17 protein-coding genes and 1 tRNA gene are annotated in these 22,191 nt (G+C 65.1%); 11 read left to right on the forward strand and 7 right to left on the reverse strand.

Features of this window, described 5'->3' with window-relative positions; all coding sequences use genetic code 11:
* Positions 1-26: 26 nt before the first annotated feature.
* Positions 27-1,994 (forward strand): PAS domain-containing protein, encoded by a 1,968-nt coding sequence (locus DQ229_RS03100; protein ID WP_162300732.1) that lies wholly within the window; start codon positions 27-29, stop codon positions 1,992-1,994.
* A 218-nt stretch (positions 1,995-2,212) separates the two neighbouring features.
* On the opposite strand, the gene DQ229_RS03105 is transcribed toward DQ229_RS03100, so the two are convergent.
* A tRNA-Leu gene (locus DQ229_RS03105) sits at positions 2,213-2,299 on the reverse strand.
* Positions 2,300-2,495: 196 nt separating this feature from the next.
* Between DQ229_RS03105 and DQ229_RS03110 the strand changes: the two genes are divergently transcribed.
* Positions 2,496-3,482, forward strand: coding sequence for a complex I NDUFA9 subunit family protein (locus tag DQ229_RS03110; protein WP_114964811.1), 987 nt, complete (start codon positions 2,496-2,498; stop codon positions 3,480-3,482).
* Positions 3,483-3,512: 30 nt separating this feature from the next.
* On the opposite strand, the gene DQ229_RS03115 is transcribed toward DQ229_RS03110, so the two are convergent.
* The gene (locus DQ229_RS03115; protein WP_114964812.1) at positions 3,513-4,316 is read right to left on the reverse strand and encodes an undecaprenyl-diphosphate phosphatase; all 804 of its coding nucleotides are present in this window, start codon (positions 4,314-4,316) and stop codon (positions 3,513-3,515) included.
* A 211-nt stretch (positions 4,317-4,527) separates the two neighbouring features.
* Here DQ229_RS03115 and DQ229_RS03120 point away from each other — a divergent pair, with 211 nt between their 5' ends.
* The 6 genes from DQ229_RS03120 (at position 4,528) to DQ229_RS03145 (ending at position 16,216) form a co-directional block, all read left to right on the forward strand.
* Positions 4,528-5,961, forward strand: coding sequence for an NAD(P)-dependent oxidoreductase (locus tag DQ229_RS03120; RefSeq protein ID WP_114964813.1), 1,434 nt, complete (start codon positions 4,528-4,530; stop codon positions 5,959-5,961).
* A 104-nt stretch (positions 5,962-6,065) separates the two neighbouring features.
* Positions 6,066-10,604: a glutamate synthase large subunit gene (gene gltB, locus DQ229_RS03125; protein ID WP_114964814.1), complete on the forward strand. Its 4,539-nt coding sequence runs from the start codon at positions 6,066-6,068 to the stop codon at positions 10,602-10,604.
* A 241-nt stretch (positions 10,605-10,845) separates the two neighbouring features.
* Positions 10,846-13,413, forward strand: coding sequence for a leucine--tRNA ligase (leuS, locus tag DQ229_RS03130; protein WP_114964815.1), 2,568 nt, complete (start codon positions 10,846-10,848; stop codon positions 13,411-13,413).
* Positions 13,400-13,897: a hypothetical protein gene (locus DQ229_RS03135; RefSeq protein WP_114964816.1), complete on the forward strand. Its 498-nt coding sequence runs from the start codon at positions 13,400-13,402 to the stop codon at positions 13,895-13,897. Before leuS ends, DQ229_RS03135 begins: the two co-directional genes overlap by 14 nt.
* On the forward strand, positions 13,894-14,919 hold the full coding sequence (holA, locus tag DQ229_RS03140; RefSeq protein ID WP_114964817.1) for a DNA polymerase III subunit delta: 1,026 nt from the start codon (positions 13,894-13,896) through the stop codon (positions 14,917-14,919). The genes DQ229_RS03135 and holA overlap by 4 nt, the downstream gene beginning before the upstream one ends.
* Before the next feature lie 151 nt (positions 14,920-15,070).
* The gene (locus DQ229_RS03145) at positions 15,071-16,216 is read left to right on the forward strand and encodes an alkane 1-monooxygenase (protein ID WP_114964818.1); all 1,146 of its coding nucleotides are present in this window, start codon (positions 15,071-15,073) and stop codon (positions 16,214-16,216) included.
* A gap of 6 nt (positions 16,217-16,222) precedes the next feature.
* Here the strand turns inward: DQ229_RS03145 and DQ229_RS16585 are convergent, their stop codons facing one another.
* The 4 genes from DQ229_RS16585 to DQ229_RS03160 all read right to left on the reverse strand — a co-directional run bounded on the left by DQ229_RS16585 (position 16,223) and on the right by DQ229_RS03160 (position 19,274).
* A complete protein-coding gene (locus DQ229_RS16585; RefSeq protein WP_202909498.1) occupies positions 16,223-16,366 on the reverse strand; it encodes a hypothetical protein in 144 nt (47 codons plus the stop codon).
* A 200-nt stretch (positions 16,367-16,566) separates the two neighbouring features.
* Positions 16,567-17,685 carry a site-specific DNA-methyltransferase gene (locus DQ229_RS03150; protein ID WP_114964819.1) on the reverse strand — a complete coding sequence of 373 codons (1,119 nt, stop codon included), beginning with the start codon at positions 17,683-17,685 and terminating at the stop codon, positions 16,567-16,569.
* Between the two features lie 96 nt (positions 17,686-17,781).
* Positions 17,782-18,411 carry a ribonuclease HII gene (locus DQ229_RS03155; protein ID WP_114964882.1) on the reverse strand — a complete coding sequence of 210 codons (630 nt, stop codon included), beginning with the start codon at positions 18,409-18,411 and terminating at the stop codon, positions 17,782-17,784.
* Positions 18,412-18,575: 164 nt separating this feature from the next.
* Positions 18,576-19,274, reverse strand: a complete 699-nt coding sequence (locus tag DQ229_RS03160; RefSeq protein ID WP_114964820.1) for a hypothetical protein — start codon at positions 19,272-19,274, stop codon at positions 18,576-18,578.
* A 228-nt stretch (positions 19,275-19,502) separates the two neighbouring features.
* On the opposite strand from DQ229_RS03160, the gene DQ229_RS03165 reads away from it, so the two are divergent.
* Together DQ229_RS03165 and DQ229_RS03170 are read left to right on the forward strand one after the other, a co-directional pair.
* Positions 19,503-19,808, forward strand: coding sequence for a hypothetical protein (locus DQ229_RS03165; RefSeq protein WP_238380943.1), 306 nt, complete (start codon positions 19,503-19,505; stop codon positions 19,806-19,808).
* Positions 19,780-20,484, forward strand: a complete 705-nt coding sequence (locus tag DQ229_RS03170) for a winged helix-turn-helix domain-containing protein (protein ID WP_114964821.1) — start codon at positions 19,780-19,782, stop codon at positions 20,482-20,484. Before DQ229_RS03165 ends, DQ229_RS03170 begins: the two co-directional genes overlap by 29 nt.
* A 7-nt stretch (positions 20,485-20,491) precedes the next feature.
* Here DQ229_RS03170 and DQ229_RS03175 read toward each other — a convergent pair whose 3' ends face one another.
* Positions 20,492-20,797 carry an HNH endonuclease gene (locus DQ229_RS03175; RefSeq protein ID WP_114964822.1) on the reverse strand — a complete coding sequence of 102 codons (306 nt, stop codon included), beginning with the start codon at positions 20,795-20,797 and terminating at the stop codon, positions 20,492-20,494.
* Between the two features lie 76 nt (positions 20,798-20,873).
* On the opposite strand from DQ229_RS03175, the gene DQ229_RS03180 reads away from it, so the two are divergent.
* Positions 20,874-22,061, forward strand: coding sequence for a TIGR03862 family flavoprotein (locus tag DQ229_RS03180; protein ID WP_114964823.1), 1,188 nt, complete (start codon positions 20,874-20,876; stop codon positions 22,059-22,061).
* The last annotated feature ends 130 nt before the right edge of the window (positions 22,062-22,191 follow it).

Below are 22,191 nucleotides of genomic sequence, written 5' to 3' on the forward strand. Positions count from 1 at the left end.
GGCACCATTCGATCCATTGTGAAAAGATGCAGCCAGAATCCCGGTTTCAACCCATGTTCGCCGCAATCGACGCCATCATCTGGGAGGCGGATGCCGACACGCTGGATTTCAGCTTTGTGGGCGGCAGCGTCGAGGAAATTCTCGGCTACACGCCTGAACAGTGGCTTGGCCAACCCGATTTCTGGGAGTCAAAGCTGCACCCGGAAGATGCCGGCTGGGTCATCGAAACCTGTGTCAGCGCCAGCCGAAAGCGCGAACCGCACCGGATGACCTATCGCATGGTGGCGGCCGACGGGCGCGCTGTCTGGCTTCAGGACAATGTGAAGCTTACGATCCGCGAGGGCCGGGCGATCCTGTCAGGCATCATGATTGATGTCACCGAACTGATCCAGCAGCGCCAACATACGGAAGCACTGAGCGAACGGAACGCGCATTTTCACAGGCTCTACGATCTTGTCCCCATCGCCATCTGGGAAGAGGACTGGTCATCCGTGACGCAGGCCCTGCGCGACCTGAAGGCGAAGGGGGTCGCAGATCTGCGTGCGCATATCGCAAGAACACCAGGCTTCATCGACTCGCTGATTGCCGGCATCGAGATACTTTCGATCAACCCGACGGCGGTGGACATCTTCAAGGCGCGCGATGCGGCCGAGTTGATCCGCCGTGCGCCCGAAGTGTTCGAGGCGAACAAGCCCGGTTCTGTCTTCCTGACCACACTGGAAGCGATCCTTGAGGGCCGCGCGGGGATCGAAGGCGTGAACCGGATGCGCAGGCTCGATGGCACACCGGTCCATATCATGTATCGTGCCCTGCTGCCCCGGCTTTATGAACGTGACGCGCGCGTTATCCTTTGCGAAATGGATATCAGCGAGGCCCATACCGCAAACGAGCGCTTCGAACTGGTAACGCGGGCGACCTCGGATGTGATCTGGGATTTCGACATCGTCAACGACAGGCTCTGGGCCAGCAAGGAGCTGAAGCAGACCTTCGGCCTGGAACCGGAGGAAATGTATACCTCGCTGGAGCATTGGACCGCACGCATCCATCTCGATGACCTGGACCGCGTCATGCGCCATTACGACAGCATCCTGCATGAAGGCGTTGACGACTGGGAGCAGGAATACCGTTTCAGAAAGGGCGACGGGGCCTATGCAATTGTCCGTGACCAGGGTTTCATCCTGCGCGACGAAAAAGGGGCCGCCACGCGCATGATCGGCAGCCTTGTCGATATCACCGAACAGCGGCAGCTCAAGGAAAGGCTCATTCAGGCGCAGCGGCTCGAATCGCTGGGCAAGTTCACCGGCGGCATCGCCCATGATTTCAACAATCTGCTGACGGTTGTCCTGGGCGGCCTCGACATGCTGGAAGACAGCCTGGGCGACGACCCCGAAAGGCAACGCCATGTCGCATCTGCCATGCGCGCGGCCGAGCGGGGCATTCAGTTGATCGACAGGCTTCTGGCCTTCGCCCGCCAGCAACCGCTTGAGCCGCAGACGCTGGACCTGCTGACACAGGCTCACGAGATCCGGCAGCTTATCGAACATGCCCTTGGCGCACGCTTCGGCATCCAGGTCGAGGTATCCGCCGACCTCTGGCTGTGCCGCGCCGACCCCGCACAACTTGAAAACGCGCTGCTCAACCTTTGCATAAACTCGCGCGATGCCATGCCCCGGGGCGGCATGCTGACAATCGGCATGAGAAACGCGCGCATCGCAGAGGGTGAGGCCCTCGCAGAACAAGGGCTAGCACCGGGCAATTATGTAGCGGTATCGGTTGCCGACACCGGCCACGGCATGGATGAGGCCACCTTGCAGAAAGCGTTTGAGCCTTTCTTCACCACCAAGGATTTCGGGTTGGGCAGCGGTCTTGGGCTGGCGATGGTGCATGGCTTCGCACAGCAGTCGCACGGGCTGGCCATGATTGAATCAGCGCCCGGCCAGGGCACCACAGTCGAGCTTTTTCTGCCCGCCATCGCGCAGGCGCAGCGCAGCTGACAAACAAGCGCTGCGCACAAGCCGTGCTCCCTTGTCTGCCGTCATCCATCATAACAGGGTGCCGTCTCCGCATCCGCTGCATGATACCCCAGATCGGCACCCCATTTTGGTGGGTATTGGGCGGGGCATCATGTTCAGCTATGGGTATAATACCTACCCGAAAACGGACGAAAAGTCCATGTTTTCGAGCATTTATGAGCATCTATGTTCGCGGGAAATGGTGCCCAGGAGAGGACTCGAACCTCCACGCCCATAAGGGCACTAGCACCTGAAGCTAGCGCGTCTACCAGTTCCGCCACCTGGGCAGGTGTCGTGAGGCGGCAATTACCTGCGGGTTTCGGGCGTGTCAACGGCCCTTGTGAAGTTTTCCGGCAGAAGTTTCCGCGCTGGCGCGCCGCGGCACGGAATTGCCCGCTCACGCCGCGATGCGGCGGATTGCGCCTTGTTTGGCTGTGGCTGCAGGGATAATACCAAGGCGATATCAGGCGAAGGGGGCCACCCATGTCGAAACTGGTGACAATCTATGGCGGCTCGGGCTTTGTCGGGCGCCATATCGCCCGGCGCATGGCACGCAATGGCTGGCGCGTGCGTGTCGCCGTGCGCCGCCCGAACGAGGCAATTTTCGTGCGCCCCTATGGGGCGGTCGGCCAGGTGGAGCCGGTGTTCTGCAATATCCGCGACGATGCCTCGGTCAGGGCCGTGATGGAAGGGGCCGATGCAGTGGTCAATTGCGTGGGCACTTTTGACGCGACCGGCAGGAACAACTTCGAGGCCGTGCAGACCGAGGGCGCCGGGCGCATCGCCCGCATCGCCGCCGAGATGGGGGTTGCGCGGATGGTGCATATCTCGGCCATCGGCGCGAGCCATGACTCACGCAGCCGCTATGCCCGTTCCAAGGCCGCGGGCGAGGACGCCGTGCGCACCGCCTTCTCCAATGCGGTGATCCTGCGCCCCTCGGTCGTGTTCGGGGTCGAGGACAAGTTCTTCAACCGCTTCGCCGGAATGACCCGGATGGGCCCGTTTCTGCCGCTGGTTGGCGCCCGGTCACGGTTTCAGCCCGTCTATGTCGATGACGTGGCACACGCGGCCGAGCTGGCCCTGCTGGGGCAAGCCGCGCCGGGCATATACGAATTGGGCGGCCCCGAGGCAAAGACCTTCCGCGAGTTGATGGAGCAGATGCTGCAGGTCATCCGGCGGCGCCGCGTGATCATCGGCCTGCCGTTCTGGTTCGGGGCGCTGATGGGCCTGGTTCTGGATTTCGCGCAACGGATCACGCTGGGGCTGTTCACCAACTCCATCCTCACGGCCGACCAGGTAATCACCTTGCGCAGCGACAATGTGGTTACTGAAGGCGCGCGCGGATTTGCCGATCTCGGCATCACACCGACGCCGCTCGAAGCCGTGCTGCCCGAATATCTCTGGCGTTACCGTCCCACCGGCGAGTTCGAGGCGATGCGCGAATCGGCCGGGCACCTTCCCCACGGCTGAATCGACCCGCCAACGCCACCCGGGCCGCGCTCAGACATAGGCCACCCACAGCAGCGCCCCGCCCAGCGCCAGGCGATAGATCACGTAAGGCGTGAAGCTGACGGTCTGCAGCAGCTTCATCATGAAGGCCAGCGCGGCCAACGCGGCGAAGAAAGCCATCACCGCCACAATTGCACCGTCGCGCGCGGCCTGGGCATCCATGCGCAGCAGCACATCGCCCCCCATCAACACCCCCGAGGCGATGATCGTCGGGATCGACATCAGCATCGAGATCCGCGCCGCATCGTGGCGGGCGTAGCCGAGAAAGCGCGCGCCTGAAATACAGATGCCCGAGCGCGACGTGCCCGGGACCAGCGCCACCGCCTGCCAGAGCCCGAGAATCCAGGCGTCGCGCAGGCTCCAGTCGGCGGTAACCTTGTGAAAGCGTCCGACCCGGTCGGTCACATAGAGCACAATGCCGAAAATGATCATCGTCCAGCCGATCAACGCGATCGAGCGCATGGCTTCCATCAACCCGGTCAGCTTGAAGATCAGCCCGGCGATCATAACCGGCACGGTCGCGATCACGAGGCACAGCGCCAGTCTCGCGCCTGGGCGTTCAAGCCGCCCGCGCAGCATGTCCGGCAGCCCTGTGAAGGCCGCCGCCACGTCCCGACGGAAATAGAGCGTCACGGCAAACAGCGTGCCGATATGCACTGCCACGTCGATCACCAGCCCCTGATCCTCGAGCGTGGTAAGCGCCGGCAGAAGAATCAGGTGCCCGGACGAAGAAATCGGCAGAAATTCGGTAATGCCCTGAATGATCGCGATCAGAACAAGGTTGAACAATGTCATGGCAGCCTCGTGCTCGATTTTTCAGCACATTAGCAGTCGGGCGGCGAATGTGAACCGTCACATTGTGTCCGGTTTGCGACCTACTTTTCGGATATCCGGCCAGAATTTCGCACGGAGAGGTCAAAAAACCTGAATATAGGGAAACCTTATTGACTTTTATTTTTCTGAAGGCAGGTTTATGACCTCTCGGCCAGACCGGAGGGAACAAACTATGGCTCAACAGCGCATGCTCAAGTTCGTCACCGTGAATCGGGAAATGCCCGACAAGCGGCCGCCCAGCCTGCGCACCGAGGATTTCGGTGAAATCTATGCCGAATATGCCGCCGAGAAGGCCGCCGAACAGGCCGGGCGCTGCAGCCAGTGTGGCGTGCCCTATTGCCAGACCCATTGCCCACTGCACAACAACATCCCCGACTGGCTGATGCTGACCGCCGAGGGCCGCCTTCAGGAAGCCTATGAGGTGAGCCAGTCCACAAACACGTTCCCCGAGATCTGCGGGCGCATCTGCCCGCAAGACCGGCTGTGCGAAGGCAACTGTGTGATCGAAAAGGCCGGGCATGGCACGGTGACGATCGGCGCTGTCGAGAAATACATAACTGACACGGCCTGGGAAGAAGGCTGGGTCAAGCCGATCACGCCGGCGACAGAGCGCCCCGAAAGCGTGGGCATCATCGGCGCAGGCCCCGGCGGGCTGGCCGCGGCCGATGTGCTGCGCCGCGCCGGGGTCCAGGTCACCGTCTATGATCGCCATGACCGTGCCGGTGGACTGATGACCTATGGCATCCCTGGCTTCAAGCTGGAAAAGCCGGTGGTCATGAAGCGGATTGCGCAGCTCGAAGAGGGTGGCGTGGAATTCGTGCAGAATTGCGATGTGGGCGAAGACATCAGTTTCGATGCGATTCGCGGCAAGCATGATGCGGTGCTGATCGCCACCGGGGTCTACAAATCGCGCGATCTGGAGGCGCCTGGCGTCGGCGCCGAGGGCGTGGTGCGCGCGATCGACTATCTTACGGCCTCCAACCGCCATGGCTTTGGCGACGAAGTGCCCGAGTTCGACTCGGGCGAGTTGAACGCCAAGGGCCGCCGGGTGGTCGTCATCGGCGGCGGCGACACCGCGATGGACTGCGTGCGCACAGCGATCCGGCAAGGCGCGAAAAGCGTCAAGTGCCTCTATCGCCGTGACCGCGCCAATATGCCCGGTAGCCAGCGCGAGGTTCAGAATGCCGAAGAGGAAGGTGTCGAATTCGTCTGGCTTACCGCCCCGCGCGGCTTTGCCGGCGACCCTGTCGAGGGCGTCATGGTGCAGAAAATGCGCCTCGGCGCACCCGATGCCACCGGCCGCCGCAGCCCCGAAGTGATCGAGGGCGCCGATTATGTCGAAGAGGCCGACCTGGTCATCAAGGCGCTGGGGTTCGAACCGGAAGAGCTGCCCTCCCTCTGGGGGGTGCCCGAACTGACGGTGACGCGCTGGGGCACCGTCCGCGCCGATTTCGCCACCCATCAGACCAGCCTGCCCGGCGTATATGCTGTGGGCGACATCGTGCGTGGCGCCAGCCTTGTTGTCTGGGCGATCCGCGACGGCCGCGAGGCGGGCGAAGCCATTTTGAACTATCTTTCGGCTCCGGCCCAGGTGGCGGCGGAATAGACACCTGCCTCACCCCGCGGTCGAAGCCATGAAACAATCGGCGCCCGGTGCGCCAGACGGATTTCGGATCAGCCGGACTGATCCCTTTGCGAAAGGACGCTGCAATGACCAAGTTTGATGCAGACTGGGCAGCCGCCGAGGAAAGTCGCCGCCAGTGGATGGCCGGGAACAGCCTTTACCGGGCCGAGGACGAGCACGCCTCCTGCGGGGTTGGGCTTGTGGTGTCGGTCGATGGCAAGCCCTCGCGGCAGGTGGTCGAGAACGGGATCGACGCGCTCAAGGCGGTCTGGCACCGCGGCGCAGTCGATGCCGATGGCAAGACCGGCGACGGCGCGGGCATCCATGTGCAGATTCCGGTGCCCTTCTTCTACGACCAGATCCGCCGCACCGGGCACGAGCCCGACATGGACAAGCTGATCGCCGTTGGTCAGGTGTTCCTCCCGCGCACCGATTTCGGCGCGCAGGAGCGCTGCCGCACCATCGTCGAAACCGAGGTGCTGCGCATGGGTCACGCGATCTATGGTTGGCGGCATGTGCCGGTGGATACCTCGGTTCTGGGCGAGAAGGCCAATGCCACCCGCCCCGAGATCGAGCAGATTCTTATCATGAACGGCAAGGGGCTGGACCAGGAAGCCTTCGAGCGCGAGCTTTACGTCATCCGCCGCCGCATCGAGAAGGCCGCCGCCGCCGCCCTGATCCCGGGGCTTTACATCGCCTCGCTGTCGTGCCGGTCGATCATCTACAAGGGCATGATGCTGGCCGAGCAGGTGGCCGAGTTCTACCCCGACCTCAAGGATGAACGGTTCGAGTCCGCCTTTGCCATCTATCACCAGCGGTATTCCACCAACACCTTCCCGCAATGGTGGCTGGCGCAGCCCTTCCGGATGCTTGCCCATAATGGCGAGATCAACACCCTCAAGGGCAACCTGAACTGGATGAAAAGCCACGAGATCCGGATGGCCAGCGCCGCCTTTGGCGAAATGGCCGAGGATATCAAGCCGATCGTGGCCGAGGGGGCGTCGGATTCCGCCGCGCTGGATGCGGTGTTCGAGGTGGTCGTGCGCGCCGGGCGCAACGCGCCGATGGCCAAGACCATGCTGGTGCCCGAAGCCTGGTCCAAGCAGGCCATCGAGATGCCGCAGGCTTGGCAGGACATGTATGCCTATTGCAACGCCGTGATGGAGCCCTGGGACGGCCCCGCCGCACTGGCCATGACCGATGGCCGCTGGGTTTGCGCCGGGCTTGACCGCAACGGCCTGCGCCCGATGCGCTATGTCGTCACCGGCGACGGGCTGCTGATAGCCGGGTCCGAGGCGGGCATGGTTCCGGTCGATGAACACAGCGTGCGCGAAAAGGGCGCGCTTGGGCCCGGGCAGATGATCGCCGTGGACATGGCCGACGGCAAGATCTATCGCGATACCGATCTCAAGAACAAGCTCTCTGCTGCCCAGCCGTTCGGCGAGTGGATCGAGAAGGTTGTGGAGCTGAGCCCCGACCTGGACAAGCTGCCCGAAACGCCGCTGCATGAGGGCACCGAGTTGCGCAAGCGCCAGGTCGCCGCCGGCTACAGCATGGAAGAGCTTGAGCAGGTGCTCGCCCCGATGGCCGAGGACGGCAAGGAGATGATCGCGTCGATGGGCGATGACACGCCGCCTGCGGTGCTGTCGTCGATGTATCGCCCGCTCAGCCATTACTTCCGGCAGAACTTCAGCCAGGTGACCAACCCCGCGATCGACAGCCTCCGCGAACACCGGGTGATGAGCCTGAAGACACGCTTCGGCAACCTCAAGAACGTTCTGGACGAGAACAGCAGCCAGACTGAAATCCTTGTGCTGGAAAGCCCTTTTGTGGCCAATGCCGAATTCGACGCGATGGTCGAACAGTTCGGCGATCAGGTCGCCTTCATCGACTGCACCTTCCCTGCAGGCGGCGCGCAGGACGCGCTGCGCAACGGTCTGGCGCGCATCCGCGCCGAGGCCGAGGACGCCGTGCGTTCCGGCGCCGGACACCTCGTGCTGACCGACCAGCACCAGAGCGCCGACAAGGTCGCCATGCCGATGATCCTGGCGACCAGCGCCGTGCATTCCTGGCTCACCCGCAAGGGGCTGCGCACCTTCTGTTCGCTGAACGTGCGGTCGGCCGAATGCATCGATCCGCATTATTTCGCGGTGCTGATCGGCTGCGGCGCAACCACCGTGAACGCCTATCTCGCGCAGGACAGCATCGCCGACCGGCTGCGCCGCGGGCTGCTCGAGGGCACGCTGGTCGAGGCCGTGCGCCGCTACCGCGCGGCCATCGACGCCGGCCTGCTCAAGATCATGTCGAAGATGGGCATCTCGGTCATCTCGTCCTATCGCGGCGGGCTCAACTTCGAGGCTGTGGGCCTGAGCCGGGCAATGGTGGCCGAATACTTCCCCGGAATGCAGAGCCGTATCTCGGGTATCGGCATCTCGGGCATCCAGAAGAAGCTTGAAGAGGTCCACACCCGTGGCTGGCGCGGCAATTCCGATGTGCTGCCCATCGGCGGTTTCTACAAGTTCCGCCGCTCGGGCGAAAAGCACGCCTGGGACGCGACGATCATGCACCTGATGCAATCGGCCTGCGATACGGCGAATTATGACCTGTGGAAGCGCTATTCGGCGGCGCTGCGCTCCAAGCCGCCGATCCATATCCGCGACCTGCTCGACATCAAGCCGCTCGGCCCCGCGCTGCCGATCGAGGAAGTCGAAAGCATCACCGCGATCCGCAAGCGGTTCGTGACACCGGGCATGAGCCTCGGTGCGCTGTCGCCCGAGGCACACAAGACCCTCAACATCGCGATGAACCGCATCGGCGCGAAATCCGACTCGGGCGAGGGTGGCGAGGATCCGGCGCATTTCACGCCGGATGCCAATGGCGACAACCCCTCGGCCAAGATCAAGCAGGTGGCCTCGGGCCGCTTCGGCGTGACTGCCGAATACCTGAACGCCTGCGAAGAGCTGGAAATCAAGGTGGCCCAGGGCGCCAAGCCCGGCGAGGGCGGCCAGTTGCCCGGCATGAAGGTCACCAAGCTGATCGCGCGGCTGCGCCATTCGACGCCGGGCGTGACGCTGATCTCGCCGCCGCCGCACCATGACATCTACTCGATCGAGGATCTGGCGCAACTGATCTACGACCTCAAGCAGATCAACCCGCGCGCCAAGGTTACGGTCAAGCTAGTGGCGCAATCGGGTGTGGGCACCATCGCCGCAGGCGTAGCCAAGGCCAAGGCCGACGTGATCCTGATCTCGGGCCATAACGGCGGCACCGGCGCCAGCCCGGCGACCAGCATCAAGTATGCCGGCCTGCCCTGGGAAATGGGCCTGACCGAGGCGCATCAGGTGCTGGCCATGAACAAGCTGCGCGAGCGCGTGACGCTGCGCACCGATGGCGGGCTGCGCACCGGGCGCGACATCGTCATGGCGGCGATGATGGGGGCCGAGGAATACGGCATCGGCACCGCCGCGCTGATCGCCATGGGCTGCATCATGGTGCGGCAATGCCAGTCCAACACCTGCCCGGTGGGCGTGTGCACCCAGAAGGAAGAGCTGCGCGCCAAGTTCACCGGCAATGCCGACAAGGTGGTCAACCTGATCACCTTCTACGCGCAGGAAGTGCGCGAGATCCTAGCTTCGATCGGGGCGCGCAGCCTCGATGACGTCATGGGCCGCGCCGATCTGCTGACGCAGGTCAGCCGGGGGGCGGCGCATCTTGATGATCTCGACCTCAACCCGTTGCTGATCACCGTGGATGGCGCCGACCAGATCAAGTATGATCGCACCCGCCCGCGCACCCCGGTGCCCGACACGCTGGATGCCGAGATCATCCGCGACGCCGCGCGCTTTTTCGAGGACGGCGAGAAGATGCAGCTCAGCTACGCCGTGCGCAACACCCACCGCACCATCGGCACGCGCGCCTCGAGCCACCTCGTCAAACGCTTCGGGATGCGCAACAACCTGCAACCCGACCACCTGACGATCAAGCTGACCGGCAGCGCGGGGCAGAGCCTGGGCGCCTTCGCCGCGCCGGGCCTCAAGATCGAGGTGCTGGGCGACGCCAACGACTATGTCGGCAAAGGGCTGTCGGGGGGCACCATCGTGGTGCGCCCACGAATGAACTCGCCGCTGGTGGCGCACGAGAACACCATCATCGGCAATACCGTGCTTTACGGTGCGACCGCGGGCTATCTGTTCGCCGCCGGCCGCGCGGGCGAGCGCTTCGCGGTGCGCAACTCCGGCGCGCGGGTGGTGATCGAGGGCTGCGGCTCGTCGGGGTGCGAATACATGACCGGCGGTGTCGCGGTGATCCTTGGCCGGATCGGGCCGAACTTCGGGGCGGGCATGACAGGCGGCATGGCCTATGTCTACGACCCGGAAGGCGAGGCAGAAAAGCTGATGAACATGGACACGCTGGTGACCTGCCCGGTCGCGGTGGAACACTGGGAAGCCGAGCTGAAAGGCCTGATCGAGCGCCACCTGAACGAAACCGGCAGCGCCCGCGCCACCGAGATCCTGCGCCGCTGGGACATCGAGCGCGCCAACTTCTTGCAAATCTGCCCGAAAGAGATGCTGCCGCATCTGTCGCACCCGCTGAGCCACGACGCGGCGGCGATGCCGGCGGAGTAAGCCGAAGAGCCGCCATTGCAGCCTGACATTGCCACCCCCGGGCACATCCCCGGGGGTGGCGCCGTTTTGCCGGCCCCGGATGCCTTCGGCGAGGATATTTTCATCACAGTGAAGGGCAGGCCGCGCACCCGAGCCCGACCCTGCGCCGGATTGGCGCGTGACGCCGGTCAAGGGCACTGGACCTTTGCCGCCGGGGCAGTGTAACCACAGGGCGCTTACATTCTTGACACGAGGGCCGCACATGTCGCGATACGATCCCGCAAGCATCGAACCCCGCTGGCAGGAAGCGTGGGACGCGCAGGCGGTTTTCCGGGCCGACCGGGCCGAGGACCGGCCCAAGTATTACGTGCTCGAAATGTTCCCCTACCCGTCGGGGCGCATCCATATGGGGCATGTGCGCAACTATGCGATGGGTGATGTCGTTGCGCGCTACAAGGCGGCACAGGGGTTCAGCGTGCTGCATCCGATGGGTTGGGATGCCTTCGGGATGCCCGCCGAGAACGCCGCCATGGATCAGGGCGGCCATCCCCGGGACTGGACCTATGGCAATATCGACGACATGCGCGCGCAGATGAAGCCGCTGGGCCTGTCGATCGACTGGAGCCGCGAGTTCGCCACCTGCGACCCGGAATACTATGGCCAGCAGCAGGCGATGTTCCTCGATTTCCTGGAGGCCGGGTTGGTCTATCGAAAGAACGCGGTGGTGAACTGGGACCCGGTCGACATGACCGTGCTGGCCAACGAACAAGTGATCGACGGCAAGGGCTGGCGCTCGGGCGTCGAGGTCGAGCGGCGCGAATTGACGCAATGGTTCTTCCGCATCTCGGACTATGCCGAGGAACTGCTCGAGGCGCTCGACGGTTTGCACGACTGGCCCGAAAAGGTGCGCCTGATGCAGCGCAACTGGATCGGCAAGTCGCGCGGGCTGCAATTTGCCTTCACCACCTCGGGCGCGCCCGAAGGGTTCGACCGGCTGGAGGTTTATTCCACTCGGCCCGACACGCTCTTGGGGGCCACTTTTGCAGCGATCAGCCCCGATCACCCGCTGGCCAGGCATCTGGAACGCCATGATCCCGCTGTGGCCGAGTTCGTGGCCGAGTGCCGCCGCACCGGCACCAGCGAGGAAGCCCTTGAAAAGGCCGAAAAGCGCGGTCTGGACACTGGCATCACCGTGCTGCACCCGTTCGACAATTCGGTCGAGCTGCCGGTTTATATCGCCAATTTCATCCTGATGGATTACGGCACCGGCGCGATCTTCGGCTGCCCCGCGCATGACCAGCGCGATTTCGAGTTCGCCACGAAATACGGGCTTCCGATCCCGCCCGTGTTCGTGGCCGAGGGCGCCGACGAAGCAGAGTTGAGCGAAGCCTATGTGCCGCCCAAGACCGAGAAAGTGCGCTATATCCGCGGCTTTGCGGGCCAGGAAGTGCAGACCGGCGAGGCCGCTGTAGATGCCGCCATCGAGTTCTGCGAAGCGCAAGGCGTCGGCCATGGCGTGACCCGCTTTCGCCTGCGCGACTGGGGGCTGAGCCGCCAGCGTTACTGGGGCTGCCCGATTCCGGTGGTGCATTGCGCGACCTGCGGCGTGGTGCCCGAGAAAAAGAAAAACCTGCCCGTCGCGCTGCCCTATGACGAGGATGGCAAGCCGATCGATTTCTCGATCCCTGGCAACCCGCTGGACCGGCACCCAAGCTGGAAGCATTGCGCCTGCCCGAAATGCGGCGGCGAGGCCAGGCGCGAGACCGACACGATGGATACCTTCGTCGACAGCTCATGGTATTACGCGCGCTTCACCGCGCCGCGCGCCACCACCCCCACCGACCGGGCCGAGGCCGAATACTGGATGAACGTGGACCAGTATATCGGCGGGGTGGAGCACGCGATCCTGCACCTGCTCTATTCGCGCTTTTTCGCGCGCGCGATGGTCAAGACCGGGCATCTCCCGGAAAAGGCGAAAGAGCCGTTCAGCGCGCTCTTCACCCAGGGGATGGTGACGCACGAGATTTACATGACCCGCGACGCCAAAGGCCGCCCGGTCTATCACCTGCCCGAAGCGGTCGGCGAGGGGCGGCTCAAGGATAGTGGCGAGGCGGTGACGGTCATCCCCTCGCAAAAGATGTCCAAATCCAAGAAGAACGTCGTCGATCCGGTCAACATCATCGGCGATTTCGGCGCCGATACCGCGCGGTGGTTCATCCTGTCCGACAGCCCGCCCGAGCGCGACGTGGAATGGACGGCCGCCGGCGCCGAGGCCGCGCACAAGCACCTTTCGCGCGTGTGGCGGCTGGCCGATGAGTTGCGCGGCACAACCGGCACCCCCGGCAACGACGACGCCGATCTGGCGCTGGAAAAGGCTGTGCACCGCGCCATCGAAGAGGTGACAAAGGGCGTCGATGGCTTTGCCTTCAACAAATCCATCGCCGCGCTTTACGCGCTGACCAACACGGTGATGAAATCCGATGCCTCGGCTCCCGCGCGGGCCCGTGCCATGCGGGTGATGGCGCAACTGATGGCCCCGATGGTGCCGCATCTTGCCGAAGAGGTCTGGTCGATGCTGGGCGGCGAGGGGCTGGTCGCGCGCGCGCCCTGGCCCAAGGCCGACCCCGCGCTGCTGGTGGATGACACCGTGACCCTACCGATCCAGATCAACGGCAAGCGGCGCTCGGAAATCGCGGTGGCGCGCGACGCGGCAAAGGAAGAGGTTGAAAAGCTGGTGCTCGCGGATGATGCTGTTCGTCGGGTACTCGACGGACGGGCACCCAGGAAACTGATCGTCGTGCCGGGGCGCATCGTGAATGTCGTCATTTGATCGCCGCAAGCTGCTGATCGCCCTGCCCGGCCTCCTGGTGCTGGGGGCGGCCGGTTGCGGCATGCGGCCTGCCTACGGCCCTGGCGGCACGGGTGGCGCCCTGCGCGGACGGGTGCGCGCCGACGATCCGCAAACGCGCGAGCAACAGCAATTCGTCGCCCGGCTGGAAGAACGCCTTGGCCCGCCGCAGCAGGCCGAGTTCCGGCTTTCCTATGAGATTACAACCGGCAGCGATGTGCGGCTGGGCAGTGGCGCGCTGCGCGATTCCCGCAGCCAGATTTTCGGCCGCGCCCGTTATACGCTGCGCCGCATGGGCGAAGACGACGCGGAGATCGAGCGCGGCGAGGTCACGCAGTTCGTAGGGTATTCCAGCACGTCCACGCCCCTGGCTAACCGCGCCGCGCGCGAGGATGCGCGGGCGCGCCTCATGGTATTGCTGGCCGACGGGGTGGTGACGCGCCTTCTGGCCGGGGCGCCGGGATGAAGCTGGCCCCGCGCGACGCGCCCGGCTATTTCCGCCGCCCCGACCCCAAGCGCACGGGCCTGCTGATCTATGGCGCAGACCCCATGCGCGTGGCGATGCGGCGCCAGGAGGTGATCGCCGCCCTGATCGGCCCCGAAGGCGAGGACGAGATGCGCCTGACGCGGATGAGCGGCGGTGAGTTGCGGCGCGACCCGGCGATGCTGCTTGATGCGGTCAAGGCGCAAGGTTTCTTTCCGGGGCCACGCGTCGCCTTCGTGGATGAGGCCAATGACGGGCTCGCCACGGCCATCGGCGCCGCGCTCGAGGAATGGCGCGAGGGCGATGCCCAGATCATCGTCACCGCCGGGGCGCTCAACGCGCGTTCTGCCCTGCGCAAGATGTTCGAGGGACACAAGAACGCTTATGCCGCCGCCATATATGACGATCCGCCGGGCCGAGACGAGATCGACGCCATGCTGAAAGAGGCCGGGCTGCATCAGATCGACACCGAAGCAATGTCGGCCCTGGGCGCGCTGGCCGCGACGCTCGATCCGGGTGATTTCCGCCAGACCATCGAGAAGATCTCGCTTTACAAGCACGGTGATACCACGCCGCTGGGCAGCGACGATGTCAGCGCCTGCGCCCCGGCCAGTGTCGAGTCGGCGCTGGACGATGTGCTGCATATTGCCGCCGAGGGCCGCGCCGGCGAGATCGGCCCGGTGATCCGCCGACTGCAGGGGCAGGGTGTTCTGCCGGTCACGCTGTGTATTGGGACTCTGCGGCATTTTCGCCAGTTGCACGCGGCCTGCTGCGATCCGGGAGGGCCGGCGGCGGGGCTGGCACGGCTGCGCCCGCCGGTTTTCGGCCCACGCCGCGACCGGATGCAGCGGCAGGCCCGCGACTGGGGCGCGCGCAAGCTGGAACAGGCGCTGGCGATGCTGATCGAGACCGATCTGACGCTGCGCTCGGCCTCGCGCGCGCCGACCATGGCGGTGATGGAGCGCACGCTGATCCGGGTGGCGATGCTCGGACGCAAACGCTGAGACACCCGCCGAGATCCGGACGCCCAGGCACTCGCGCAGTTTCATCCGCCGTCATTGTCGCATGTCGCGACAGAATTGGGTATTTTCGTCACAGACAACGGGACGGACGCGCCCGAGGCCGGCGGTCATGGAAGATGGTGGAGAATGAGAGATGGCTGCATCGCAAGACAGGCTGCAACCCCTTCGCAACGCGCTCCCCTTCTGGCTGTCGCTGGGGCTGATTCCGCTGGCGGTGGTCGGTGCGGTGGTGGGCGGCTGGACGGTGGTGCTGATGCCGCTTTACGCATGGGCGCTGGTGACGCTGCTCGATGTGCTGACGGGGCTGAACCAGGAAAACCCCGACACGGAAACCGCCGAGGAGGATCTGTTCTGGTACCGGCTGATCACCATGATCTGGTTTCCGATCCAGTTTTGCGTGATCTACGGGATGATCTGGTGGGTGACGACAACCGGCCACCTTTCCCTTCTGGAAAAGCTGGTGCTGTTTTTCGGGGTCGGGGTGATCTCGGGCACGATCGGCATCGTCTATGCGCATGAGTTGCTGCACCAGAAGAACCGGCTGGAGCGCTGGCTGGGCGATCTGCTTCTGGCGCTTGTACTCTACAGCCATTTCCGGTCGGAGCACCTGCAGGTGCATCACCGCTGGGTCGGCACCCCGCGCGATCCGGTGACGGCGCGCTATAACGAGGGGTTCCACCGCTACTATTTCCGGGTGCTGCGCGATTGCCCACCTTCGGCCTGGCGGGCGGAAAAGGCGATGCTGGCCCGGCGCGGACTGCCAGCCTGGCACTGGTCGAACCCGTTCTGGCGCTACGGGGTGCTGCAACTGGCGGCGCTGGCGCTGGCTTTCGCCATCGGCGGCTGGGCCGGGCTGGGGCTGTTTCTGGTGCAGGCGGGCTCGGCCATCTGGCAGTTGGAGTTGACCAACTACATCGAGCATTACGGGCTGACGCGGAAGCATCTGGGCGATGGCAAATACGAGCCCGTCAGGCCGCGCCATTCATGGAACGCGGCGCACAAGGCGTCGAACTGGCTGCTGATCAACCTGCAGCGCCATTCCGACCATCACTACAAGCCCGCGCGGCGCTTTCCGTTGTTGCAGACCTATTCCGAGGAAGAGGCGCCGCAACTGCCGCTCGGTTATCCGGCGATGACGGCGCTGGCGATGATCCCGCCCCTGTGGCGGCGGGTGATGAACCCGCAGGTGCGCGCCTGGCGCAAGCAGTTCTACCCGGAGATAGAGGACTGGAAGCCCTATAACCGGGGCGCGACGCCAATGCCCGCGGGGGCGAGTTGAATCACGTCAGTCCGCCTCGATCGACAGGCCGCTGCCGTTGATCTCGATCTCAAGGCCTTCGGTCTGGCTTTCCTGGTAGTACTGATAGCCCAGAAACAGGACGGCCACGGCAAGCGCCCCGACCAGAAGATACAATATATTGCGGCTCATGGATGTGGCCCCTTCCGCCAGTTGTATCTGCATCACATAGGAAGGGGCGCTGGCGGGGCAAGGGGTGCCTGCAGGCGGGGTTCTGAAGAAAGCAAGCTGTCGGCATCCCCCGCAAAAAAGGCCCCGCCACTTTCGTGACGGGGCAAGGTCGTGCGCGGGGGCTCCGAAGCCCCGCGCACCGGCGGTAACTGGGTAAGGGTTCAGGCCGCGCCCGGCCCCATCTCGGCCCGGATCTGCTGGCGCAGCAGGTCGATGGGGATCAGCTTGCCATCGCGCTTGAAGTGCCAGTAGGTCCAGCCATTGCAACTGGGCGCACCTTCGAGCGCGGCGCCCACCTGGTGGATGGAGCCGCGATGCTCGGCCGAGATCAGCGAGCCATCGGCGCGCACCTTGGCGGCCAGCCCGCGCGGGTTGGTCAGCACCTCGCCGGGGCGCAGCAGGCCCCGCTCGACCAGGGTGCCGAAGGGCACGCGCGGCTCGGCCCGTTTCGAGGTGGTGACTTCGAGCGCCGCATTGTCGTAGGGGCGCACCGCTTTCAGCCGCTTGAGCGCCAGCTCGATATACCCCCGGTCGCGCTCGATGCCGATAAAGTCGCGGCCCAGCATCCTGGCCACGGCACCGGTCGTGCCGGTGCCGAAGAACGGGTCGAGCACCACATCACCGGGCTTGGTGCAGCCCACCAGCACGCGGTGCAGCAGGCTCTCGGGCTTTTGCGTGGGGTGGGCCTTTTCGCCGGCCTCGTCCTTGAGCCGCTCATGCCCGGTGCACAGCGGAAGCGTCCAGTCCGAGCGCATCTGCGTACCCTCGTTCAGCGCCTTGAGTGCCTCGTAATTGAAGGTGTATTTTGCGCCCTCCCCGCGCGAGGCCCAGATCAGGGTTTCATGGGCGTTGGTCAGTCGCTTGCCACGAAAATTCGGCATCGGGTTCGACTTGCGCCAGATCACATCGTTGAGGATCCAGTAGCCCTGGTTCTGCAACTCGGCGCCGACGCGGAAGATGTTGTGGTAGCTGCCGATCACCCAGATCGCGCCATTGGGCTTGAGCAGCCGCCGCGCGGCCTTGAGCCAGGCACGGGTGAACTGGTCATAGACCTTGAAGCTGTCAAACTGGTCCCAGGCGTCATCGACGGCATCGACGCGGCTGTTGTCGGGGCGGTGCAGCTCGCCCCTGAGTTGCAGGTTGTAGGGAGGATCGGCAAAGATCAGATCCACCGAGCCTGCCGGCAGGCCGTTCATCACCTCAATGCAATCGCCGGCAAGGATACGATTGCGCGGCAAATCGCGCTGCGCCGCCTTGGGCGCGGTTTGTTTCACTGTCATCTCTGCCTCGTCCCGCGCGTATCGCGCTGTTGTCTTTGGCCCTAAGATGAGTCAAAGCCGATTCGGCGTCAATTTCTTTTTGAATCAGCAGCTTATTTAATTTTCTTCACACAAGATATTGCGTATCGGGGCAAAGCTTCGCCTATGGTATGGGGTGACACCAAGGCGGTGCAGCGCCTCGAGATGGACCTTGGTCGGGTAGCCTGCGTTCTTTTCCCAGCCGTAGCCGGGGAAGCGTTCGGCCAGTTCGGCCATGATCGCGTCGCGTGCAACCTTGGCGACGATGGAGGCCGCAGCAATCGACAGGCAGCGCGCGTCACCCTTGACGATGGCCTCGGCCGGGCAGGGCAATTCCGTGGGCAGCCGGTTGCCGTCGATCAGCGCGAAACCGGGGGTGGGGTGCAACCCGTCGAGCGCCCGCCTCATGGCCAGATGGCTTGCCCTCAGGATGTTCAACGTATCGATCTCGGCGATACTGGCATGCGCGATGCAGACATGGGCGCGGGTCGTGATCTGCTGCGCCAGGGCCGCGCGCTGGCGGGCGCTCAGCGCTTTCGAGTCGCCCAGCCCCTCGGGAATGTCATCAGGGTTCAGGCAGACGGCCGCCGCCGTGACCGGCCCGGCCAGCGGGCCGCGCCCCACCTCGTCAACCCCGGCGAGATGGACAAACCCGCGCGCAAGGGCAGCGGTTTCATGGGTAAAATCGGGGGGCGTGCGTGGTGCCATGACGCGGTTGAAGCGCACCGGGGCACGAGGAGCAAGCGAAAAGCGGCTCGTGCCAGGGGCCTCGGGGCCTCAAGGCTGTGTCTGGGCACCTGGCCAAGGCCAAAGGCCCCGCATGGGGGCCTTTGGGCGGTTCGCGGGTGAGCCCATTTCTGACCCCAGGGCCTTCAGCGCCTACCGCGCTCGGGCCGGAAGCCTTCGGAAATCAGGCACTGTTCGCCATAGATGCTGAGCTGGCCGCCGCCGCGCCCGACGATCCGGGCATCCAGCCGGCAGCGCTCCGGCAGGTTGCGCAGCCTGTAGCGCTCGAGGCAGTCGCTGTAGTAGCCGGTCAGCCGCTGGTTAGCGCGCGTGTAGGTCATGCTGCACGCGGCGGGCAGGGTCGCCTGCGAGTGACGGCCGGGTCTGTCCCAACCCCGGCGCGGGGAGGTGCTGCGTTCAGCGCGGTAGCCGGCTTCGATCAGGCACTGGCGGCTGAACACCCGGCGCGAGCCGCGGTCAGTGCGCACGGTTTGCTCGCAGCGGTTGGGAAGATTGCGCAGCCCGGCCTCGCGCAGACACTGTGCGTTATAGACATCGAGATCGTTGCGCCCGCGGCGCAGTGTCTCGCGGCAATGCTCGGGCAGGACGTTGCTGGTGTAGCGCGGGCTGCTGGAGCTACTGCTACTGCTACTGCTGCGGTTCCGGTCCCAGGCGTGGACAATCACGGCCACCGCGGCCGCCCCGGCCAGAAAGCGCAGCAGGTCATCGGAACTCTGCGCGCGGGCCGGCACCGCCGATGCGGCGAATCCCCCGGCGGCAACCGAAAGCGCTGTAAGCCCCACCAACAGGGGGCGACGAAGCGCGGAAAGGGAGAAGGTCATCATGGCAAGGGCCTTTCTTCGACTCTGTGAAAAGGGTTTCAGGAACGCGGCGCAGCCAGGGCGCGGTGACCCGTCTTGCGCGGCACTGACCCAAGCCTGCGCCGAGGGCTGTCTGACAAACAATAACGGCCCATGGTTATCGGATAACCGGCGGGTGGATTGGCAGCGGTTATTGCATAGCGGCAGTGGCTCGGGGCATTGTTGCTCCGACTTCAGCCTTCCAGGTGTGCCATGAACCGCATGACAATACTTTCCACTGCCGCGCTCGTGCTGGTTGGCCTCATGGCCGTTGCCAGCCCCGCTGCTGCGCAATGCTTTGCCGACTACAAGGCCAAGCGCGACAATCCCCTGCAACTGCATTACGGTGTGGCCGAGGTTTCCCCGGCAGCCTGCGGATCGGTCACGCAGGCCGCGCAGGAACTGCGCCCGCGTCTGGCTGCCGAAGGCTGGGAACTCTTGAACGTCGTATCGGTTTTCGACGAGGGCGGTCTTGCAGAGAGGCAGGAGAATGCGGGGCAGTACTACCTTCGTTTCTGATCTTGCCCGATCGGGCAACCGCACGGTCGCTATCGGGCTTGCGGTCATTGTCGGGCTGCTGGTGCTGACCGGCGTGTTCCTCTTTGCCAGCCTGCCCGATGCCGGCGCCTTCAACCAGCGGGTCGAGCGCATCTTCATGGAGAATGACGACCTGACCAGTCAGGCCGAGATCAAGCTGCTCGAGATCCTCGCGCTGTCCGGCACCGCCTTTTCAGATACGCTGCGGTCTTATCGTGTCGTGATCTTCGTGCTGCTGGTCTTTGCCACCGCGCTTCTGGTTGCGGCGCTGGCGCTGCTGGTGGCGCTGGCCACGCTCAACCGCCGCATGACCGAGATCGAGCGCGCGGGCATTCAGGTTTCTTCACTGGTGATCGCGCGGGGCGAGCGCAAGGTCTACCTCAACGACATGGAATTCGCCCTGTCCGAGGCAGTGGCCGAAACGCTTGCCGTGCTGGCCGAGGCACGGATGGATGGCGACATCCTTTCGGGCGCGCAGATCGAGGCGATGATCTCCGGCCGCAGCGCCGAGGATTGCGACGAGGCCGCCGGCGCCACCCGCATCAAGCGCCTGCGCGACAGCCTGGGCAACCAGATTGTCAGCGAGCTTCTGGTGCGCAACATCGCGCGCCAGGGCTACATGCTGGCCATCGACCGCAAGGCCATCCGCATGGTCTGAACGCAGGCTACCGCTTGCGCCGCCTGCCCGGCACGCGCGAGGCGAACCCCGGCGGCCGCCGCGCCACCCATGCGGCAAAGCGCGCAAGTCGCGGATGCGCGCGCAGCGCCTCAGGGGTGTTGTAGTCGCGCGCCAGCTCGGCCTCGCTGAGTGCCGCGTGAATTTCCTTGTGACAGATGTGGTGCAACAGCACCGTCGGGCCGCGTTTACCCCCGCGCAGCCGGGGCACCAGATGGTGCAGGCTTTGCGGTACATCCGGCGGGATGGAGCGCAGGCAGAGCGGGCAGATCGGATCGTCGTCTTCTGCGGTCATGTTCCGGGCATCCTTGCCGAATGGGCGGGGTGCTGTCAGATGATGGCACGCGAGCAGCCGCAGGCAAGGGGACGGAATGGAACAGCTTGACGCGCTGGTGATCGGCAGCGGCCCCGCCGGGTTGATGGCGGCGCAGGAACTGGCCGCCGCGGGCCGCGCCGTGGTCCTGACCGAGGCCAAGCCAAGCCTCGGGCGCAAATTCCTGATGGCCGGCAAATCCGGCCTTAACCTGACCAAAGACGAGCCGCTGCCACGCTTCACCGAAGCCTTCACCGAGGCCGCCGGATGGCTCGCGCCGATGCTGGCGGATTTCGGCCCTGACGAAGTGCAGGAATGGGCGCAAGGCCTCGGTCAGGAGGTTTTCACCGGCAGCTCGGGCCGGGTGTTTCCCCGCAGCATGAAAGCCTCGCCGCTCCTGCGGGCCTGGGCCGCACGGTTGGCCGGGCAGGGCGTGGAGTTTCGCACAAGGTGGCGCTGGGTCGGCTGGGACGCACAGGAGAAAGGCTGGCACTTCGCCACGCCTGAAGGGCCGCGCCTGCTGGCGCCCCGGGTGGTTGTGCTCGCGCTGGGCGGGGCAAGCTGGGCGCGCCTCGGGTCCGACGGTGCCTGGGCTCCCCTGCTGGAAAGCCGGGGCGTGGCGCTCGCCCCCTTTCAGCCCGCCAACATGGGCTTCTCTGTCAACTGGTCGCCACACATGACCCGCCATTTCGGCAGCCCGATCAAGGGTGTCGCGCTCAGTGCCGGGGCCGCGCGCAGCCGGGGCGAGTTCGTGATCTCGGCCCGCGGGCTGGAAGGCGGCGGCATCTACGCGATCAGCCGCGCGCTGCGCGAGGGCGCGCCCCTGATGCTTGACCTCGCTCCCGACCTGAGCGCCGAGGGCGTCGCAGCCCGCCTAGCCGCCCGCCCGGCGCGTGAAAGCCTCGCCAACCGGCTGCGCAAGGCACTCGGCCTGCCGCCGGCCCAGATCGCGCTGCTGCACGAGTTCGCCCGCCCTCTGCCGCCCGAACCCGGCGCGCTGGCGGCCCGCGTCAAGGCGCTCGAGATCCGCCATTCCGGCCCGCGCCCCCTCGACGAGGCCATCTCGACCGCCGGCGGCATCCGCCAGTCCGCATTTGATGACACCCTCATGCTGCGCGCCCTGCCAGGTGTCTTCGCCGCGGGCGAGATGCTCGACTGGGAGGCCCCGACCGGCGGCTACCTGCTGACCGCCTGCCTGGCGACAGGCCGCCACGCGGGCCGCGCCGCCGCCCGATGGCAGGGCTGAACGGCGCACTCCGAAGCGTTCCGCCCTGCCCTTCACTGTGGCAAAAATATCCTCGCCGAAGGCATCCGCCAGACGGGTCCGGCGCCACGGCAGCAATTCTCTTCGAACGGCCGATAGATGCACCGGGGGG

This window comes from Alkalilacustris brevis (assembly GCF_003350345.1).
Taxonomy (GTDB): Bacteria; Pseudomonadota; Alphaproteobacteria; order Rhodobacterales; family Rhodobacteraceae; genus Alkalilacustris; species Alkalilacustris brevis.

What these genes read in the sequence shown, in the direction of transcription:
- DQ229_RS03100 (WP_162300732.1), top strand. Translation starts at nt 27, where the DNA reads ATGCAGCCAGAATCCCGGTTTCAACCCATGTTCGCCGCAATCGACGCC.
- DQ229_RS03110 (WP_114964811.1), top strand. Translation starts at nt 2,496, where the DNA reads ATGTCGAAACTGGTGACAATCTATGGCGGCTCGGGCTTTGTCGGGCGC.
- DQ229_RS03115 (WP_114964812.1), bottom strand. Translation starts at nt 4,316, where the DNA reads ATGACATTGTTCAACCTTGTTCTGATCGCGATCATTCAGGGCATTACC.
- DQ229_RS03120 (WP_114964813.1), top strand. Translation starts at nt 4,528, where the DNA reads ATGGCTCAACAGCGCATGCTCAAGTTCGTCACCGTGAATCGGGAAATG.
- gltB (WP_114964814.1), top strand. Translation starts at nt 6,066, where the DNA reads ATGACCAAGTTTGATGCAGACTGGGCAGCCGCCGAGGAAAGTCGCCGC.
- leuS (WP_114964815.1), top strand. Translation starts at nt 10,846, where the DNA reads ATGTCGCGATACGATCCCGCAAGCATCGAACCCCGCTGGCAGGAAGCG.
- DQ229_RS03135 (WP_114964816.1), top strand. Translation starts at nt 13,400, where the DNA reads ATGTCGTCATTTGATCGCCGCAAGCTGCTGATCGCCCTGCCCGGCCTC.
- holA (WP_114964817.1), top strand. Translation starts at nt 13,894, where the DNA reads ATGAAGCTGGCCCCGCGCGACGCGCCCGGCTATTTCCGCCGCCCCGAC.
- DQ229_RS03145 (WP_114964818.1), top strand. Translation starts at nt 15,071, where the DNA reads ATGGCTGCATCGCAAGACAGGCTGCAACCCCTTCGCAACGCGCTCCCC.
- DQ229_RS16585 (WP_202909498.1), bottom strand. Translation starts at nt 16,366, where the DNA reads ATGAGCCGCAATATATTGTATCTTCTGGTCGGGGCGCTTGCCGTGGCC.
- DQ229_RS03150 (WP_114964819.1), bottom strand. Translation starts at nt 17,685, where the DNA reads ATGACAGTGAAACAAACCGCGCCCAAGGCGGCGCAGCGCGATTTGCCG.
- DQ229_RS03155 (WP_114964882.1), bottom strand. Translation starts at nt 18,411, where the DNA reads ATGGCACCACGCACGCCCCCCGATTTTACCCATGAAACCGCTGCCCTT.
- DQ229_RS03160 (WP_114964820.1), bottom strand. Translation starts at nt 19,274, where the DNA reads ATGATGACCTTCTCCCTTTCCGCGCTTCGTCGCCCCCTGTTGGTGGGG.
- DQ229_RS03165 (WP_238380943.1), top strand. Translation starts at nt 19,503, where the DNA reads ATGAACCGCATGACAATACTTTCCACTGCCGCGCTCGTGCTGGTTGGC.
- DQ229_RS03170 (WP_114964821.1), top strand. Translation starts at nt 19,780, where the DNA reads ATGCGGGGCAGTACTACCTTCGTTTCTGATCTTGCCCGATCGGGCAAC.
- DQ229_RS03175 (WP_114964822.1), bottom strand. Translation starts at nt 20,797, where the DNA reads ATGACCGCAGAAGACGACGATCCGATCTGCCCGCTCTGCCTGCGCTCC.
- DQ229_RS03180 (WP_114964823.1), top strand. Translation starts at nt 20,874, where the DNA reads ATGGAACAGCTTGACGCGCTGGTGATCGGCAGCGGCCCCGCCGGGTTG.